The organism is Sphingobium aquiterrae, assembly GCF_037154135.1.
In the GTDB taxonomy this organism is placed as follows: Bacteria; Pseudomonadota; Alphaproteobacteria; order Sphingomonadales; family Sphingomonadaceae; genus Sphingobium; species Sphingobium aquiterrae.
In genome coordinates, this window is sequence record NZ_JBANFL010000001.1 from 196,279 (window position 1) to 214,553 (window position 18,275).

General features: G+C 69.7%; 12 protein-coding genes. 4 read left to right on the forward strand and 8 right to left on the reverse strand.

From position 1 onward, the window contains the following. Positions 1-3: 3 nt before the first annotated feature. The 8 genes from WFP78_RS00835 to WFP78_RS00870 form a co-directional block, all read right to left on the reverse strand. Positions 4-1,836 carry a ShlB/FhaC/HecB family hemolysin secretion/activation protein gene (locus WFP78_RS00835; protein WP_336957865.1) on the reverse strand — a complete coding sequence of 611 codons (1,833 nt, stop codon included), beginning with the start codon at positions 1,834-1,836 and terminating at the stop codon, positions 4-6. Between the two features lie 247 nt (positions 1,837-2,083). Then, positions 2,084-2,875 (reverse strand): hypothetical protein, encoded by a 792-nt coding sequence (locus tag WFP78_RS00840; RefSeq protein WP_336957866.1) that lies wholly within the window; start codon positions 2,873-2,875, stop codon positions 2,084-2,086. Beyond that, a complete protein-coding gene (locus WFP78_RS00845; protein WP_336957867.1) occupies positions 2,862-4,937 on the reverse strand; it encodes an adenylate/guanylate cyclase domain-containing protein in 2,076 nt (691 codons plus the stop codon). Before WFP78_RS00845 ends, WFP78_RS00840 begins: the two co-directional genes overlap by 14 nt. An 8-nt stretch (positions 4,938-4,945) precedes the next feature. Continuing rightward, positions 4,946-8,080, reverse strand: coding sequence for a CHAT domain-containing protein (locus WFP78_RS00850; RefSeq protein WP_336957868.1), 3,135 nt, complete (start codon positions 8,078-8,080; stop codon positions 4,946-4,948). 273 nt (positions 8,081-8,353) lie between these two features. Beyond that, complete coding sequence (locus WFP78_RS00855) at positions 8,354-9,151, reverse strand: 3'(2'),5'-bisphosphate nucleotidase CysQ (RefSeq protein WP_336957869.1); 798 nt, start codon at positions 9,149-9,151, stop codon at positions 8,354-8,356. Next, a complete protein-coding gene (locus WFP78_RS00860; RefSeq protein WP_336957870.1) occupies positions 9,138-10,487 on the reverse strand; it encodes a TldD/PmbA family protein in 1,350 nt (449 codons plus the stop codon). The genes WFP78_RS00855 and WFP78_RS00860 overlap by 14 nt, the downstream gene beginning before the upstream one ends. Before the next feature lie 88 nt (positions 10,488-10,575). Continuing rightward, positions 10,576-11,484: an NAD(+) diphosphatase gene (gene nudC / locus WFP78_RS00865; RefSeq protein WP_336957871.1), complete on the reverse strand. Its 909-nt coding sequence runs from the start codon at positions 11,482-11,484 to the stop codon at positions 10,576-10,578. 13 nt (positions 11,485-11,497) lie between these two features. Continuing rightward, positions 11,498-12,571, reverse strand: a complete 1,074-nt coding sequence (locus tag WFP78_RS00870) for an A/G-specific adenine glycosylase (protein ID WP_336957872.1) — start codon at positions 12,569-12,571, stop codon at positions 11,498-11,500. Between the two features lie 26 nt (positions 12,572-12,597). Between WFP78_RS00870 and WFP78_RS00875 the strand changes: the two genes are divergently transcribed. From WFP78_RS00875 to WFP78_RS00890, 4 genes are all read left to right on the forward strand, one after another. After that, positions 12,598-13,161: a DUF721 domain-containing protein gene (locus tag WFP78_RS00875; RefSeq protein ID WP_336957873.1), complete on the forward strand. Its 564-nt coding sequence runs from the start codon at positions 12,598-12,600 to the stop codon at positions 13,159-13,161. 23 nt (positions 13,162-13,184) lie between these two features. Continuing rightward, complete coding sequence (locus tag WFP78_RS00880) at positions 13,185-13,886, forward strand: thioredoxin domain-containing protein (RefSeq protein ID WP_336957874.1); 702 nt, start codon at positions 13,185-13,187, stop codon at positions 13,884-13,886. 86 nt (positions 13,887-13,972) lie between these two features. Then, positions 13,973-14,719: a thioredoxin domain-containing protein gene (locus WFP78_RS00885; RefSeq protein WP_336957875.1), complete on the forward strand. Its 747-nt coding sequence runs from the start codon at positions 13,973-13,975 to the stop codon at positions 14,717-14,719. A 95-nt stretch (positions 14,720-14,814) separates the two neighbouring features. Next, positions 14,815-18,258 (forward strand): chromosome segregation SMC family protein, encoded by a 3,444-nt coding sequence (locus WFP78_RS00890; protein WP_336957876.1) that lies wholly within the window; start codon positions 14,815-14,817, stop codon positions 18,256-18,258. Positions 18,259-18,275: the final 17 nt, after the last annotated feature.

Here is an 18,275-nt window from a genome sequence, read left to right on the forward strand (position 1 = left end):
CCATTATCTCCAGGGAACCAGCTGGGCGGTGATCGAAAACAGCACGCGCACGTCGCCGCGCTCCGTCTGGAAGCCGGCGCGGCGCAGCGGAGCGGCGACCGTCAGGTCGAAGCGCGCCCGGTTGCCCCACATGCCGCGCACGCCGCCGCCCGCCGAGGTGAGTTTCTGCGGGTCCAGCCCGTTGAAGCTGCTGTCCCTGTTCCACATCCAGGCGGCATCGAAAAAGGCGTAGGGCTGAAGCGAGAGGTCCTGCAGCCCCTTGGGCATCAGCGATCCCAGCCGCACTTCGGTGGCAAAGCCGACGCCGCTGTCGCCGATCAGCGTGCCGGGGTCGTAACCGCGCCCGACCGTATAATTGCCCGCGCTCATCTCCTCATAGGAGAGCAGCGCATGCGGGGCATATTGGGCGCGGGGCGCGACGCTGATCGTGAGGATGGGCGCCGGGCGGAATTCCGCCTGGGCGCTGGCGCGCAGCACCAGCGCCGTGGGGTCGCCCTCCACCCGGCTGATCGGGGTACGCGGCGGCAGGCAGCGGACGAAGCCCGCGCCGCAACCATCGCTCGCGCCAAGGGCGCTCAGGCCCTGCCGCGCCTCGATCGCGCCCCCGATCCGCCAGCGCGGCTCGGCGGCCGAATAGCCCTGCGTGCTCACCAGGCTTTCCGGGTCGATGGCTTCGGCCTCGACCCGCGCGAACAGCACGCGCAACTTGTCGGTGGTCAGCGGATTGCCGCCGAATTTCACATCCTGATCGACAATGTCGATCCCGGCGGTGCCGAGCAGATTGGATGTCTGGCGGCGGATCAGCGGATAGCTGAGCGCCAGCGATCCGATCAGCGTGGTGGAGGAGAGCTGGCCGTTCACCAGCCCCGGCTTGCTCCACGCATAGGTGAAATCGCCGGTCAGGCGCAGGCCGTTGGCGCCGATGGCGAAGCTGTGCTGCGCCTGCAGCACCGTCTGCTCGCGGGTCTGGGCGGTGTTGAAGATGGAGAGCACGGTGCTGTCGCCCATGCCGGTGATGTCGTTCACTTGCACGCGCAGCAGCCCGCCATAGCGGCCGGCCGATTGCGACCCCATATTCTGGATATTGGCGTCGATGCGGACGCGCTGGCGCGTCACCTGCACGTCGCCGATCACTTCGCCCGGCGTGGTGCCGGCCGGGCGCAGCGCCAGCCGCACATCATAGCCGGGCAGGTCGCGGGCGAGCAGCAAATGACGCTCCGCCTCGCGGATGTTGAACACCGGCTCGTCCTTCAGCGCTTCCAGATGCGCCGCGATCAGCTTTTCCGAATTGCCGGCATTGCCGCGCACCTGGATGCCGACCAGCTTCGCCATCAGCACGTCGAAGACGACCGTGCCGCCCTTTTCGATGCGCTGCGGCGGCACCTGCACGGCGGCCAGATAGCCCATCTGGCGCAGCGCCGTGGCGGCGCGGTCGCGGATTTCGCACAGCGACGCGATCGGCACGTCATGCCCGGCCATGTCGGCCCAGCTGTCCCGCAGTGCGGCGGGATCGACAATGGCGGGCATGGTGAAGCGGACGTCGGCGAAGTTCACCGTCACATTGGCATAGCGCGGATCGGCCAGCGCGCAGGGCGCGCGCTCGACGCCGCCCGTCACCGTCAGCCGGGACCGGTCGGCGGGCACGGCGCCGGGCGCGCGGGCGCGGTCGATTTCCTCGCGTGTGGGTGCGCCGGGAACGGTCTGGGCATGGGCGGCGACGGGAAGGGTCATGGCGATCGCCGCCAGCGCGGAACCGGCACGATGCCCCAAGACCCCCGGCAGGGTGAGACGGACGCGCCCTTCAGCAGCCGTTTCGCGCGATCGATACGATGACATATTTCCCCCAGGGCGTGGCGCCGGGGGGTGGTGTTCTCCCCCGACGTCCCGCGTTCAAACGCAGATGCTGCACCGCTGTCCGCTTTGGCGGATCTTTCGGCAATGCGCGACCTCAGGGCATGCGCCGGCGAGCCTCCCCCATTTCGGACTCAATTGGCGTGACGGCGCAGACGCTACCAGCCAAATATGGGGGTTACAAGGCGCGTTGCCCGATTGTGTCAGGCTGTCACGCCGGCCCTGCGCCGCATCATAGATCCGGCGCCGGATCGGGCAGGGCGACCGTCTCGACCAGCAGGTTGAGCTGGGCGTCGCACTTCCGTTCGATCAGGGTCGCGGCCATGCTTTCCAGCCCGCCCGCGCCGTTGCCCAGCACCGCGAAGCTGATCTCGACCGGCTGGGCCAGGCCCGCCCAGCTCAGGCGATAGCGCGCGCCGTTGGCGATGGGCAGGCCGGCGGGCCAGCTGGCTACCGCTTCGCCCTGGGCAAAGCTGATCGTGCCGCTGGCGGCGCCCGCGCCGCCGTTCGCCCCCATGCCCGTCGCGGTGATGCTGGCCGGCTTGCTGATGTCGGGCCGCCACAGGCGGACATTGGCGGGGTCGGGCACGCAGGCCGTCGAAGGCTGGCTGATGTCGACATACCACAGGTTCGGGCTGCGCGGCGGCGGCGCGTCTTCCGTGCCCGGGCCGCGCACGGCCCCGGTGCGTGCCCGCAGCACGCGCTTGGTTTCCAGCAGGGAGGCAAGGCTGGTGCGGGTATCGCTGCCCGCCGCTGCCTGCGCGCTGCTGTTGAACGTGCCCGGCCCGCGCAGGGTGCGGGTGCCGCGCCCGTCGAGCAGGGTGACGACGTCGCCGGCCTTCAGGGTCAGCGATCCGCCGTCGGCCAGCTTGCGGCCGGCGGGATAGCCCTTGGCCGAGGGGCCGGAGGCACGCACGACGATCGTTTCCGCCGCCGCGGGCACAGCCGCCAGTGCAAGGGGAGAGAGGAGCGCCGCGGCGATCATGAGCCGCGCGGTTCCCCGCTGTTCGCTAACCCAGGACATATGCTTCTCCATCATCGCTGTTTTCCATTCTGTATAACAGATGCGCCAGGGCGGTGTCTTCGGGATGTCGTGCCACCAGCATCTTCAACCCGGCCAGTCCCGCCGCGCGATCATGCTCTAGCGTGGCGAGGGCGCGCCGTAAGTGATCCCGGTCACTGGCGGGGAAATCGGGCGCGGGCTCGAACAGGTCGACCGGCGTCGCGCGGCCGCGCAGCACCACCCGGCCCATCGGCCGCCACCAGTCGAGGCCGGATCGCTCCATCGCCTCGCGGCTCGCCATGACGCTGGATTTCAGCTCCTTGTTCGCCGATTCCAGGCGCGAGGCGGTGTTCATGCTGTCGCCCAGCGCGGTATATTGGATGCGCCCCTCGCCGCCGAAATTGCCCACGATCGCGGTGCCGAAATGCAGGCCGACGCGGGTCTTGCCGATCGGCGGCAGGCCGCCCGGCACGCTGGCGTGCAGCGTCGCGTGGACATCCTCGCGAAACGCCTCGCCCGCCTGCCACAGCGCATGGGCGGCCTTGGCGGCGTTGGTGCCATCGTCGGGGCGGGAAATGGGGGCGCCCCAGAAGGCGACGATGGCGTCGCCCACGAACTTGTCGATGGTGCCGCCATGGGCGAGCACGATGTCCGACAGCGCATCCAGATAGCTGTTGAGCAATTGCGCCACGGTTTCGGCGGGGATGGCGTGGCTCAGCTTCGTGAAGCCCTCCAGGTCGGTGAAGACGACGAAGATCTCCCGCTTCTCGCCATGCAGGGCCAGCTTTTCCGGCTCGTCCAGGATCTGCGCGGCAATGTCGCGCGGCAGATATTTGCCCAGCGCCGACTGGGCGAACCGCCGTTGCTGCGATCCCACGGCCCGCGCCGCCGATCCCATGGCGGCAAAGGCGATGCCCCAGCCCATGATCCATCCGACCGCCGGGAGCCCCTGCGTGTCCCAGCCCCTGTCCTGCAGCCAGAAGGGTAGCCCGCCGAACAGCCCCGCCTGCACGACCATATAGGGGATGAGCTGCCACAGCCGCAGCTCGGCCAGGCTGGTGAGCGCGGCGGCGGCGATGGCGAGGATGGCGACCGACCAGATGACCCAGCCGGGCACCGCCCGCAGCCGCGCGCCATCCAGCATCTGGGCGAGCATGTTCGCATGCACCTCCAGCCCGATCATCGTCTTGCCTTCATAGGGCGTGTTGGGCAGGCCGGTCATCGGCGTCAGATACTGGTCGATGTCCAGGATATCGCCGCCGATCAGGATGTGCCGCCCGCGCACCTGTTCGGCAAAGGCGGGCGCGAGCGCGGGATCGGCGAACAGGTCGATCTGGAAGGAGGGGAAGATCGGCCGGTCGGCTTCCTTCGGCATGCGGTAGCGGATGCTGCCGGTATAGTTGCGGAAGGCGGGATCGGGGTTCATCGCCTCCACCAGCAGGGCAGGCAGGCGGCCGATCCGCTCCGGCCAGCTGCGGGCGACATCGTCCGCATCCGTCACCAGCCGGATGCTCGCCGGCTTAACCTTGTCGGTACGTGCGCGGGCGACGAAATCGTCCAGGAATTTCTGCTGCTCATAGCCGATCTGGTCTTCATTCTCGGCGACATCGGCATAGCCCAGATAGGTCGGCGTCTTCATCGCGCGCAGGGCCGCGATCAGTGCCGCATCCTCGTCCTGCGGCTGGTCGAACAGGATATCGATGCCGATGGATTTCGCGCCCATCGCATCCAGATTGCGCAGCGCCCTGGCCAGCAACCCCCGGTCGAGCGGGGACCGCTTGCGCGCCGCGATCAGCGTCTGGTCGTTATAGACGACCATGGTGACGCGGTCGTCCTGATCCACCACCGGGGCGAGGGAGGTCATACGCAGGTCATAGAGATTGCGCTCGGCCGTCGCGAGCAGCGGGATGCGCCAGCTCGTCAGCGCCACGATCAGGGCGATGGCGATGACGAGGGCGGTGGCGAGCAGCCGCCACTTGCCCGCGTCGGCGATGATGCGGGCGCCGCGCCGCAGCCACCATGCCTCTCTTTTGGGCGGCGCCTCGGGCAGCGCCGCGGTCGCGTCCGTCGCCGGTTCGGCCATGTCCTGTGTCAGCGCCGGGCGATCATCGGCCGCGCGCCGTCGCCGATGATGGCAAAGCCCGACCAGTAGAAGGGATGGGATGTTTCCGCCCGGTCCATCAGGCCGATTTCCGCCTGGCGCATGGCTTCGGCGATGGATTGCCCCTGTGCCGCGGTGAAGAGGCCGCCGATCAGCCGCTCGGTCGCCTGATATTCCTCGGGCGCGGGCCAGTGGCTGGCGATGACGGAACGCCCGCCCGCGCCGATGAAAGCGCGCACCAGCCCGTCGAGCGCGCCGCCGCCGCCCGCGCCCAGCCCTGCCGCCCGTGTCGCTTCCTCGCTGGCCCGGCCGGCCGTGTCGCAGGCGGAAAGGATGACAAGATCCGCGTCCAGCTTCATGTCGAAAATCTCGCCGAACTGCAGCAGGCCGTCGGAAACCGAAGCCGGGCCGAAGGAGGTGAGCAGCGCCGGGCGCGCGGGGCAGCCCGAATGCGGCGCCGTCACCAGCCCATGGGTGGCGAAGTGCAGGATGCGGAAGCTCGACAGGTCGTTGCGGGCAAGGATGGCATTGTCGGTGAAGGCGGCGCCCGTCACCACTTCCGCGCCCCGGGGACCGACGGCTCCCGCCGCCTCGCGCAACTCGGTCGCGGGGATGGGGTGGTTCCATGTCGCCGGCGACCAGCTGCAATCGACATTGGGGCCGGGAATGGGGGAACGGGTGAACGCCGCCTGCCGCATCCCCGCCGCAAGCGGCATGTTCTCGCCAAAGCCGATATAGTCGCGCGACGCGGTGGAGGGCGCTGCCTGCCGCGCATCGCGGAAGGCGCGGGCGGACAGGGCGGTGCTGATCGCATGGGTGCGGCCCAGCCAGTCGATGCCCCGGAAGTCGAATTCGTCGCTGCCGGGCGTGGCGATGCGCTGTTCATAGGCGTCGACGCCCGGCTGGCTGGCGATCAGCAGGTTGACCGGCAATTGCAGCATCGCGCCATCGGGTTCGAAGATCAGATGCCGGGCCGTGGCGAGGCGGGCCTCGACCGGCGCGAACAGGTCGAGATACAGCGCGCGGGCGATGGTCACATCCAGCGGATAGGTCGCCTGCACGCCGTTGACCGTGGTGGAGATGGTCTCGCGCAGCGCCGCGACCTTGGCGGCCAGCTGCCGCGCGCTGATGGGCATGCGGTATCCGGTGGCGCCGGCGCCGTCGATATAGACGGCATAGAGGCTGTCGCCCAGCATCGCCATCTTCAGATAGGCTTCGCCCGGCTTCAGCACCGATTGCATGTCCGCCAGCGTCAGCGTCGATTTGGAGACGGCGCGATATTGCGGAAAGGCGGAAAGCGCGGCCAGCGTTTGCGTCTGCTGCGTCGCCAGCGTGTCGATATCCTTCTGCTGGGCGGCGATCAGCGCTGCGGTCGATGGATCGCGGGTCTGCGCCTGGGTCAGTTGCGCCAGCGCGATCCGCGCCCGCTCGATATCGCGGGAGAGGGAGACGGACTGGCGGAACAGCCGTGCCGCCTCGTCGTCGCCCGCCGAAAGCGACCGGCTGAGCACTTCCAGCGTGTCGGCGGCACCCGGCCGCACCAATGTCTGGGTAGCAAGAAAAAGGTCGGCGGTCAGTTCCGGCCTTGCCGGGATCTGGTCGGTCAGCAGGGTCAGATAGGGCTGGAGCTGGTTGGAAAGGCCGGTCAGCGCATTGCCGTTTTCCACGGTCGAGGCGATGATCCTGCGGTACAGCGCGATGGCTTCCTCATTGCGCCCGCGCCGGGCGAGAAAGGCCGCCAGCCGCCCGCGCGCGCCGTTCATCGCCACGGTTTCGGGATATTGCGCGGAAATGAGCGCCAGCCCCTGGTTCAGCAGCGCCTCCGCCTCACCATGATTGCCTTCCGCTTCGTAAGTGAGCGCGGTTTCGTCCAGCAACTGCACGCGCAGCCGGGTGATGGAGGTGACGCGGCCTTCGCGGATGGCGGTGGCGTTCGCCATCGCCTGTTCCAGCACCGCGCGCGCCTCCCTGGGCTTGCCCTGCAGGCGCAGGATGGTGCCGCGCAGCTGCAGCGCCTGCGCGTCGATGATCGCCACCCGCTCGGCCACGGTCAGCCGCGTCGCCTGGCCGATGCCGATGGCGCTCGCGCCCGGCTGGTTGCCGTTGATCTCCGCCGTCAGCGCCGGGCTCAGCTCCACGCCTTCGCCCGCCTCCAGCACGGTGAGGCCGGGGCTGACCAAGGGGCGGTCGAGGATCGCCTGCGCGCGACCGATATTGCCCTGATTGAGCTGGTGCATCGCCATGAAGTTGCGGCGCAGGCGCAGCTGCACCGGATCGATCGCCGGCAGCCCGGCGGCCTGCGCGAACAGGGCGTCGGCCTGCGCGAACTGGCCAAGGTTGGAGAGTTGCAGCGCCCGGTTGACCGCATATTCATGCGCGCGCGCGGTCCGCTCCGCCGCGCTCAGCCCGGCGCTGTCCTTCTCGTCGGCCAGCCGGTCCTGCAGGCTGTCGAAAAATTCGGCGGCTTCGGCATAATTGCCCGAATTATTGCGGCGATAGCCTTCGGCAAGCACCGTCTGCGGATCGAGCGATGCGGCCTGCAACCGCGCATAGGCGGCGGCATCGCGCGAACCCAGCGTGGCGATCTCCACCTTGCCCTCGGCGATCCTGTCGGTGACGATGCTGCGCAGGCCAAGGTCGAGCGCGCTGTTATAGCTCGCGAGGCCCTGCGCCACATAGACGAAGCGGGAATCCTGCAGCCAGCTGATGCGATAGGTGGCGCCATTGCCGGCGATGCTGCAATTGCGCGTCATGACCGGGCCGATGTCCGGCAGGGCGGCGGCGCCGGCGGCGCTGCATTCCACCGCCATGGGCTGTGCCGCCGCGATCCGGGCGAGCAGGCTGTCGGCGGTTTCGCCTTTGGCCTTGCGCAGGGCGTAAAGCTGGCCCACGGAGCGCGCGGAATCGCGGCATACCATGGTCCAGGCGCGATCGAACATGCCAGTGAGCGCCTTGTCCGCGCCCGCGCTCTGCGCCTGGCACAGCGCGCCGCCGCCCGTGCCGATGCGGAAGCTGTCCGCCAGCAGCGGGGCGGCATCCTGGGCACGCAGGGGCGTGGCCGGGGGCAGCGCGCACGCGACAAGGGCCGCGCCAATGGCCGCCCGGCGAGCGAAGGTCGTCAACATCGCGTCCAGCACAAAATGGTCCCCCAACCAGCAACGCACGCCCGGCCTGTGGCCAACGCGCGAGCAATTCCCCTTGCGACCATTGGATACACAGCCCCACTGCCGGGTGCCTTGCTTGAACGGCCGGGACATTAGACCCGGCCAATGGTCGCTCGCAAGGTCAAATGGAGGTTAACCACGGCCCTTGCGTTCCGGGCCTGTTAGATCGTGCGGCTGGCCGGCATTGTGTCGGACAGCACAGGGCCTGCCGATGGGCGACAGGTTGAAGCGCGGTCAGCCCGTGCCCAGCAGTTCCCGCGCGCGCGGCGCGAGCCGTTCCACCGCGGCCGCATGGATGCCCGCCGTGCAGCACAGCACGCCAAAGGCGGTCGGGTTCTCGCGGTTGAAGGAAATGGGCTGGCCCAGTGCGTCGCTGACGATGGCGCCGGCCTCCTGCGCGATCAGTGCGGCGGCGGCGATGTCCCATTCATTGCCCCAGCGCACGGTCGCGACCAGATCGGCCTGGTCCGCCGCGACCATCGCCATGCGCAGCGCGATGCTGTTGGGCCGGGCCACGGCGACAAGATCGCGGTCGACCTTTGGCAGCACGTCCGCCGGTACGCGCGCGCCCGGCAACATTGTGCGGTTGCCGGCCCGCACTGCCTTGCCGTTCAATGTCGCGCCCTGCCCCAGCCGAGCGACCCATAATTCATTCCGGGCGGGCGCGGCCAGGATGCCGAGGCGCGGCATCCCGCCTTCCACCAGTGCCACCGACACCGCCCAGCCGGGCCGCCCGCGCAGATAGTCGCGCGTGCCGTCGATGGGGTCCACCACCCAGACGCGGTCCGTGCCCAGCCGGTGGGCGCTGTCGGCGGTTTCTTCCGAAAGCCAGCCGGCATGCGGGTCGATCGCGGCGAGCGCGTCGCGCAGCATGGCGTTCGATTCGATGTCGGCATCGCAGACCGGCTGGTTGGGTTCCTTCTCCCACCGGCGCACCTGCGTCTTGCCGCCCGCCCAAAGGGTCAGGGCGTGGTCGGCCACCTGCGACACAGCGTCGACGACGCGCCGATCCCTTGCCTCATCCCCCGGCAACGGTCATCCCGTCCACCCGCACGGTCGGCGCGTTGGTCGCGTAGCGGAAATGCAGGTCGTTGGCTGGCACGAGCGATCGGAACATATCCTTGAGATTACCCGCGATGGTGATTTCCGCAACCGCCTGCACCACGGCGCCATTCTCGATCAGGAAGCCGGATGCGCCACGGCTGTAGTCGCCGGTGATGCCGTTGACGCCCATGCCGATCAGTTCGGTGACGTAAAGCCCGCGTTTCACATCCGCCATCAACTCGCCGGGCGACACCCTGCCGGGCTCCAGATGCACATTGCTCGCCCCGGCGCCCGGCGCGCCCGCGCCGCTGCGGCTGGCATGGCCGGTGGGCGCTGCGCCCAGCTGGCGGGCGGAGGCGCTGTCGAGCAGCCAGCCGGTCAGGCGCCCGTCCTCCACCAGCAACCGGCGCTGGGTTGGCAGGCCTTCGGCATCGAAAGGCTTGGAGCGCAGGCCGCGCAGGCGCAACGGATCGTCCACGATAGCGATGCCCGGCGCGAACAGCTGTTCGCCCAGACTGTCGAGCAGGAAGCTGGACCGTCGCGCGATGGCGGGGCCGACAATGCCGCCGATCAGATGACCGATCAGGCCGCCGCTGACGCGGGGATCGAAGATCACCGGCATCGCGCCGCTTTCGATCTTCATCGGATTGAGCCGGGCGACGGCGCGCTGGCCCGCGCGCGTGCCGATCGTCTCGGCCTCATCCAGGTCTTCCAGATGGCGCACGCTATGGCTGGCATGGTCGCGCTGCATGGTGGCGCCGGCGCCGGCCAGTACGCTCGCCCAGGTGCCGTGCGAGGTCGCGGCATAGCTGCCGGCAAAGCCATGGCTGGTGACAAGCGCCACCTGGCTGCGGCCGTTGCTGGCACCCGCGCCCTCGCTGTTGCTGACGCCGGGCACGCCGCGTGCGGCATCCTCCGCCTCCAGCGCGCGTTCGCGCAGCGCTTCGGGGCTGGGCTCGCTCTCGTCGTCGGTCAGGTCCAGCGCGGGCGGACGCTTGCGGATCAGCAGCTCTTCGGGGGCAAGGCCGGCATAGGGGTCTTCCGGTGCCTCGCGCGCCATGGCGATGCAGCGTTCCACCAGGCTGCCCAAGGTCGCCGGGTTCATGTCCGAAGCGGAGATGGTGGCGGAGCGGCGGCCGACGAACAGCCGCAGGCCGATCTCCTCGCCTTCGGACCGCTCCACATCCTCCAGCGCGCCCAGCCGCACCGATACCTGCGTCGCGGCGGTGCAGACATAGAGCGCGTCGGCGGCATCGGCGCCGGCCTTGCGAGCGGCGGCAACAAGGTCCTCCGCATGGCTCTGTGCGTCTTCCAGGGTCAACATGATGGGTGGTTACTCGGTCTATGGGCTGGGGTGGGGCCTTAACGTTCCCACAAGATGGGTGCAATGCGTCGTGGAACAAGCGGCTTTGTTACAGGCGCTGCTCCGCCCGGCGGTCCAGCCAGTGCGCGAACAGGTGCCAGGCCACGGCAAGCTTTGGCGGCGCGAGGAAGGGGGCATCGGGCGATCCCTCCATCGCGGCGCGCACGCCTGCCTCGTCCACCCACATCGCATGTTCGATCTCGGTCTCGTCCAGCGTCAGCGCGTCGCCGGTCGCCTGCGCGATGCAGGCGATCATCAGCGAGGAGGGGAAGGGCCAGGGCTGGCTCATCACATAATCGACCCTGTCGACATGGATGCCCGCTTCCTCGAACAGTTCGCGCGCGACCGCCTCCTCCACGGTTTCGCCCGGTTCGATGAAGCCGGCGAGCGCGGAATAACGGCCCTGCGGCCAGCGATGCTGCCGGCCGACAAGGATGCGGTCGCCATATTCGGCCAGCATGATCGTCACCGGATCGACGCGGGGGAAATGCTCCGCCCCGCAGCCGCCGGTCTCGATCTCGCAGCGGCGGGCCCAGCCGGCCTTATGTGGCTGCGTGGGCTGTCCGCAATTGGCGCAGAAACGGTGCCGCTTGTGCCAGTCCACCAGGCTGCGCGCGCCGCCGAACAGCGCCAGTTCCTCGGGCGGCAATTGCGACGCTAGCTGCCACAGTTCGGGCGTGGGGGTGGCGCCATTGGGGATATCGTCGTTCAGCGCCACGAACAGCGGCCCCTGCGCGTCGATGCCCAGCAGCACATGGTCCTCCAGCCGGGTGTCGGCCGGCAGCGGCGTCATCGCCAGCGCCAGGCCATCGACCGTCACGGGATTGAGGCCGTCCATCAGCAACAGCCGCGCCCGCGCATCGGCAAAGGCATAGCCCAGCCGGGCGGGATCGCTGCGGACCTGATCGGCACGATCCAGCGTGCCGCCAACGAAGCCGGGTCTTGCTGCCCTGGTCATTCCTGCGCCATCCTCACTCCTCGATCCTGATGCTGGCCGCGCGCCGGGCGGCCTTGGCGAACACGCCGGGGAGGCCCGCTTCGGCGATGCGTGCGTGGGGCCACCATTCACCGGAGCGGCCGGCCATGCAATCGCTTTCCGTCCGGCCGCCCGCGATGCGTGCGCGGTGGACGGTCAGCGACAGCGCGAAATGGGTGAACACATGCTCGACCGGCTCGGCGGCCGTGCTCCAGCGCGCGGCGATGGGCGGGGCGGGATCGGGCGCCTCGCTCCAGTCCGACGTCGGCAGGCCGCGCATGCCGCCCAGCAGGCCCCTGGCCGGGCGCTGTTCCAGCCAGACATGATCGCCCTGTTCGATCCACCAGATATGGCCATGGCGTTGTGGCCGCGCCTTTTTGGGCGCCTTGACTGGATAGGCGGCGGGATCGCCCGATCGGAAGCCCGCGCACTCGGCATTGAGCGGACAGGCCATGCAGGCCGGGTTGCGCGACGTGCAGATGCTCGATCCCAGATCCATCATCGCCTGCGCGAAATCGCCGGCGCGGGCGTCGGGGGTGATCGTGTCGGCGGCCCGCGCGATCTCGATCCGGCCGGCGGGCAGGGGCGTGGCGATGGCGAACAGGCGGGCGGTGACGCGCTCCACATTGGCGTCGATGGCGACGGCGCGAAGGCCGAAGGCAATGGCGCTCACCGCCGCCGCCGTATAGGCGCCGACGCCGGGCAAGGTCCGCAATGTCGCCTCGTCCGGCGGAAACTGGCCGCCATGGTCGCGCACCACGGCGCGGGCGCAGGCGAGCAGGTTGCGCGCCCGGGCATAATAGCCAAGCCCCGCCCATGCGGCCATCAGGTCGGCATCGGGCGCGGCGGCAAGCGTCTCCACCGTGGGCCAGCGGCTGGTGAAGCGATCGAAATAGGGGATGACCGCCGCCACCGTCGTCTGCTGCAGCATGATTTCCGACAGCCAGACGCGATAAGGGTCCGTCCGGTTGGCGCCGGGCGGCGCGCGCCAGGGCAGGGTGCGGGCGTGCAGATCATAATGGCGCAGCAGTTTGTCGGGAACGGCGGCGCATGGGCTATCGACGGGCATGGCCGCCCTATGCCATTAAGTGGGCCATGACGGAACGCCCCAGCGACAAGGTGAAAAAGAGCGGCGCAGGCCGCAAACCCGGCGGCGGCGCTGCCGGAAGCGAGCGCCCGCGCGTCAACGGCCCGCGCGCCATTGCCGATCTGATGCCGGAAATCGGCCGCGCGGCCTTCCGCCGATTCGGGTTCGTGCAGTCCAGCGTGGTGTCGCGCTGGGCCGATATCGTCGGGCCGCGCTATGCCGGCATCTCGGCCCCCGAATCGATCCGCTTTCCCGTCGGCAAGAAGGCCGGCGGCACGCTCAGCCTTGTCGTCATGAGCGGGCATGCCCCGATGATGCAGCATGTGCTGCCGGAAATTGTCGAGCGGGTGAACCGCTTTTTCGGCTATGAAGCGGTGGCCAGGGTGGCGATGCGGCAGGGCGAGGTGATCGCGCAGGAGCCCGATCGCCGGCCGCCGCCCCGCAACCTGAAGCCCCTGCCGGTGGAGCTGGGCGATTCGCTGCGCGACATCGGCGACCCGGAACTGCGCGCCGTGCTGGAATCGCTGGCGCAGGGGCTTGCCAATTCCGCCGGTATTCCCAAGATCGGCTGACCACTCAGAACGGACTTCACCTGATGACGAAACGCATGTTCCGCGCCGCTTTCCTTTCCCTCCTTGCGGTGCTGGCCATTCCCGCGGCGGCGGCGCTTGCCGCGACGGCCGCCGACTGGACGACGAAGGTCGCGCTCGCCCGCTCGGGCGGGCATGTGATGGGCAATCCCGCCGCCCCGACCAAGGTGGTGGAATATGTCAGCTACACCTGCAGCCATTGCGCCCATTTCGTCGCGGAAGGCACGCAGCCGCTGAAGACCGGCTGGGTCAGGGGCGGCAAGGTCAGCGTGGAAGTGCGCAACGCCGTGCGCGACCGCTATGACATGACCGCCGCGCTGCTCGCGCGCTGCGGTGGCCCGGCGCGGTTCTTCGGCAATCACGAGGCGCTGTTCGCCAATCAGGACGCGTGGATGGAACAGCTCCAGACCTATGAGGCGGCCCACCGCCAGCCCGTGCCCAATCAGACGCCCGCCGCGATGTTCCAGGATATCGCCGCCAGTACCGGCCTGATCGCGCTGATGACGAAGCGGGGCTACACCCCGGCGCAGCTTAACGCCTGCCTTGCCGACAAGGCATCGCTCGCCACGGTGACGGCGATGACGGACGAAGCCTGGAACAAGGTGAAGATTCCCGGCACGCCCGGCTTTACGGTCAACGGATCGCTGCTCGCCAACACCTCAAGCTGGGATGGACTGCGCGCTGCATTGCCCGGCGGTTCCAAGTGAATTAAAGCCGCAACATTGGCGGCACGCCGGCCCGGTGGCCGGTGCCGGCCAGCCAGATGATTTCCTCGCCGGAGCCCGGACCACATATGAAAAGCCTTTCTGCCTTCGCTTCCATCGCCGCCGTTTCGCTCGCCTTCGCTCTTGGCGCCTGCGGGTCCAAGGACAGCGGCAACAGCAGCGCCGCGCCCGCCGCGCCGGTGGCCGGGGCTGCCGCGCCCGCCGGCACGACCTGGGCGGAGACGGTCGCACCTTCGCCCGAGGGCAGCTTCATGATGGGCAACCCCAATGCACCGATCAAGCTGGTCGAGTTCGCCTCCTACACCTGCAGCCACTGCCGCGATTTCTCGGCGGAATCGGCAGAGCCGCTGCGCGCGATGGTGAACAGCGGCAAGGTCAGCTACGAACTGCGCAACTTCCTGCGCGATCCGCTCGACATGGCGGTGGCGCTGCTCGCCCGCTGCGGCGGCAAGGACCCCTATTACCCGCTGTCCGAACAGTTCTTCACCAATCAGGCGGCGATGTTCGAAAAGGCGCAGGCGCAGCAGGCCGCCTATCAGGCCGCGATGGCCGCCCCTGCCGACAAGCGCTTCGTGCTGCTGGGCGAATCCATGGGGCTGATCGACTTCGCCAAGCAGCGCGGCATTGCCGAGGATCAGGCCAAGCAGTGCCTGGCCGACACCAAGGCCGCCGAAACGCTGGCCGACGGCGTGAAGAAGGCGACGGACAGCTATGCCATTTCCGGCACGCCGACCTTCCTCATCAACGGCAAGGTCGTGGAAAATTCGGCCAATTGGGAAACGCTCAAGGCGAAGCTCAAGGAAGCAGGGGTCTGATTGACCTGGGGGGGCACACAGCATTGGCCTGATGCCGCGCTCCCTTGCCGGAGGCTTGCGTGCCGGCGATGCCCGGCCGTGCCGGAGCATGCGCCATGGAGATAAGGCGGCTCAAGCTTTCCGGCTTCAAGAGCTTCGTCGATCCGGCTGAACTGCGGATCGAAACCGGGCTGACCGGCATTGTCGGCCCCAATGGCTGCGGCAAGTCCAACCTGCTGGAGGCGATCCGCTGGGTGATGGGCGAATCCAGCGCCAAATCCATGCGCGGCGGCGGCATGGAGGATGTGATCTTCGCCGGCACCGCCACCCGCCCGCAGCGCGACTTCGCCGAAGTCTCGCTGCAGACGGTGCAGGATGCGGGCGAACATTATCCCGCCGTCGATGCCGGGCCGGATGGCGAGGTGGAGGTGATCCGCCGGATCGAGCGCGGCGCGGGCAGCGCCTATCGCGCCAATGGCCGCGACGTGCGCGCAAAGGACGTGGCGCTGATCTTCGCCGATGCCGCCACCGGCGCGCACAGCCCGGCGCTGGTCAGCCAGGGCAAGATCGCCGCCGTCATCGCCGCCCGCCCGCAGGAACGCCGCGCGATGCTGGAAGAGGCGGCGGGCATTGCCGGGCTCCACGTCCGCCGCAAGGATGCCGAGCAGAAGCTGCGCGCGGCGGAGGGCAATCTCGCCCGGCTGGACGATATCCTTGCCGATATGGAAACGCGCGCCAATGCGCTGCGGCGGCAGGCGCGGCAGGCGGAACGCTATATCGCGCTCTCCGAACAGATCAGGCTGGCCGAAGGCCGCGCCGTCTATGCCCGCTGGCGCGATGCCGCCGCCGCCGCCGATGCGGCCCGCGCCGAGGCTAAGGCGGCGGAAGCGACCGTTGCCGAACGGCAGGAAGCGCAGATGGCCGCCGCCGCCCATGCCGGTGCCGCCGTGGAGATGCTGGCCGACCGGCGCACAGCGGCGCAGGCGGCGCGCGATGCCGCGAACGAGGCCGGCCACCGCCTGTCCGCGCTGCGCAGTGAACTGGTGGCGGCGACCCAGCGCCTTGCCGATCTGATCGCGCAGGCCGACCGGCTGGAGGAAGACCGGGCGCGCGAGGGATCGCTGGCCAATGACGCCGCCGACGCCATCGCCCGCCTGACGGACGAGGCAAAGGCGCTCAAGGACCGCATCGCCCTCACCGAAGCCGGGCTGCCGGGCGCCGCCGAACGCATATCCGGGGCGGAACATGCGGCGCGCGATGCCGAGCTGGACCTTGCCAGGGCGATGGCGACGCAGGCGGGCGAGCAGGCGGAACTGCGCGTGGCCGACGCTGCGCTGGTCGCCGCCCGCAGCCGGCTGGAACGGGCCGAGCGCGACGTTCAGCGGTTGTCGGCCGAGCGCGATGCCTTGCCCGACAGTGCACCGGTGGAGGCACGGCTGGCCGAGGCACAACGGGCGCAACAGACTGCGCAGGCCGATCGCGCGGCGGCTGAAACCGCGATCGCGACCGCCGAGATACAGCGGCAGGCAGCGGCGGAAGCGCGTGGGGTGGCGGAATCGGCGCTGTCCTCCGCCCGCGCCGCGCTGGCCGCGCATGACAGCGAGGCGGCCGCGCTCACCCGCGCGGTGGAGGCCGGCGCGCGCGGCGATGCGCGTGCCCTCGACCGGATGAAGGCCGCGCCTGGCTATGAACATGCGCTCGCCGCCGCGCTGGGCGATGATCTGGAAGCGCCGTTGGGCGCAGAGGGCAAGCGCGGCTGGGCCGGGGCGCAGCCATTGCCGGGCGACCCCGCCTTGCCCGCCGGTTGCACGCCGCTGGCGGAGCATGTGGCGGCGCCCGACGCGCTTGCGCGCCGGCTGGCGCAGGTCGCCGTCGCCGCCGAGGATGGCGGGCAGGCGCTCGCCGTGGGGCAGCGGCTGGTGACGCTGGACGGGCAACTGCGCCGGTGGGACGGTTATGTCGCGCGGGAGGGCGGCGCGGCGGCGGCCGAACGGCTCATCCGGCTGAACCGCATCGAGGCGCTGGCCGCCGCGCGCCCGGCACTGGTGCAGGCGGTGGAACGGGCGCAGACGGCGATGGCGGGGGCCAGCGAGGCGGGAACGGCGGCGCAATCGCTGCTGGCACAATCGCGCGCGGCCCTGTCCGATGCGGACCAGCGGTTGCGCACCGCCCTGCGGGTGGCGGACGAGGCGTCGGCCATGCTGGAGCGGCTCGGCGGCCGCAGCGCCGAACTGGACAGCCGTCTGGTCGAGACAGGCCGCGATTTCGAGACTGCCCGCACCGAATATCAGGAGGCGGAAGCGGCGCGCGCCGGCATGTCCGATGGGGCGGAGACACGCGCGCTGGTCACGGAACTGAGCGCCGCGAGCGACAGGGCGCGGGCGCTGGTGGGGCAGCTTCGCGCCGACCGCGCGCTGGCGGACCGTGCCTTGGCGAGCGACCGTGAGCGGCTGGCCGCGGCGGAGGCGGACAAGCGCAGCTGGGCTTCACGCGCGGGTGAGGCGGCGAAGCGCATCGCCGCCATGGCGGGCCGGGCGGAGGCGATCACCGCCGAGCGCGCCGCCATGGCCGACACGCCGCAGCAGTTGGAAGATGCCATCGCCGCGCTTGTCGCCAGCAGCGGGGCGCTGAACGACGAGGCGAAAGCGGCGGCCGATGCCGAGCGCGCCGCCGAACAGGCCCTGCGGACAGCGGAGGCGAGCGCCGCGCAGGCGGCCGAAGCGCTCGCCTCCGCGCGTGAAGCGCGGGCTACCGCCGCCGCCCGCGCCGAGGCCGCCGACGAACGCCGGCTTGAGGCAGGCCGCCTCTCCGGCGAGCGCTTCGAATGCCCGCCGCCGGTGCTGCCGCAGAAGCTGGGTTTCGCCAGTGCCGAAGTGCGTGCCGCCGCCGAGGAACAGGCGGCCATGGAGCGGCTGTCGGCGGAGCGGGAGCGGATCGGCCCGGTCAACCTCGTCGCAGCGCAGGAACTGGAGGAGCTGGAAAGCGCGCAGGCGACCAGCCGCGCCGAAAGCGAAGAGTTGACCCAGGCGATCAACCGCCTGCGCGGCTCCATCGGCAGTCTCAACCGCGAGGGGCGACAGCGCCTGCTCGCCGCGTTCGAGGCGGTGGACGGGCATTTTCGTCGGCTGTTCACCACGCTGTTCAATGGCGGGCAGGCGCATCTTGAACTGGTCGACAGCGATGATCCGCTGGAGGCGGGGCTGGAGATCATGGCGCAGCCGCCCGGCAAGAAGCTGTCGGCGCTCACGCTGCTGTCCGGCGGGGAGCAGGCGCTGACCGCCGTGGCGTTGATCTTCGGCCTGTTCCTCACCAATCCGGCGCCGATCTGCGTGCTGGACGAGGTCGACGCGCCGCTGGACGACGCCAATGTCGAGCGTTTCTGCGACCTGCTCGACCGGATGGTGACGGATACGAAGACCCGCTATCTGATCGTCACCCACAATGCCGTCACCATGAGCCGCATGCACCGCCTGTTCGGCGTGACGATGGTCGAGCGCGGCGTCAGCCGGCTGGTGTCGGTCGATCTGGGCGGCGCGGAGCAGCTGCTGGCGGCGGAATAGGGCGCGCCAATATTTGT

Excerpts from the sequence above, each read along its gene's own strand:
- nudC (WP_336957871.1), bottom strand. The coding sequence starts at position 11,484 with ATGACCAGGGCAGCAAGACCCGGCTTCGTTGGCGGCACGCTGGATCGT.
- WFP78_RS00860 (WP_336957870.1), bottom strand. The coding sequence starts at position 10,487 with ATGTTGACCCTGGAAGACGCACAGAGCCATGCGGAGGACCTTGTTGCC.
- WFP78_RS00880 (WP_336957874.1), top strand. The coding sequence starts at position 13,185 with ATGACGAAACGCATGTTCCGCGCCGCTTTCCTTTCCCTCCTTGCGGTG.
- WFP78_RS00835 (WP_336957865.1), bottom strand. The coding sequence starts at position 1,836 with ATGTCATCGTATCGATCGCGCGAAACGGCTGCTGAAGGGCGCGTCCGT.
- WFP78_RS00840 (WP_336957866.1), bottom strand. The coding sequence starts at position 2,875 with ATGTCCTGGGTTAGCGAACAGCGGGGAACCGCGCGGCTCATGATCGCC.
- WFP78_RS00875 (WP_336957873.1), top strand. The coding sequence starts at position 12,598 with ATGACGGAACGCCCCAGCGACAAGGTGAAAAAGAGCGGCGCAGGCCGC.
- WFP78_RS00845 (WP_336957867.1), bottom strand. The coding sequence starts at position 4,937 with ATGGCCGAACCGGCGACGGACGCGACCGCGGCGCTGCCCGAGGCGCCG.
- WFP78_RS00885 (WP_336957875.1), top strand. The coding sequence starts at position 13,973 with ATGAAAAGCCTTTCTGCCTTCGCTTCCATCGCCGCCGTTTCGCTCGCC.
- WFP78_RS00890 (WP_336957876.1), top strand. The coding sequence starts at position 14,815 with ATGGAGATAAGGCGGCTCAAGCTTTCCGGCTTCAAGAGCTTCGTCGAT.
- WFP78_RS00870 (WP_336957872.1), bottom strand. The coding sequence starts at position 12,571 with ATGCCCGTCGATAGCCCATGCGCCGCCGTTCCCGACAAACTGCTGCGC.
- WFP78_RS00850 (WP_336957868.1), bottom strand. The coding sequence starts at position 8,080 with ATGTTGACGACCTTCGCTCGCCGGGCGGCCATTGGCGCGGCCCTTGTC.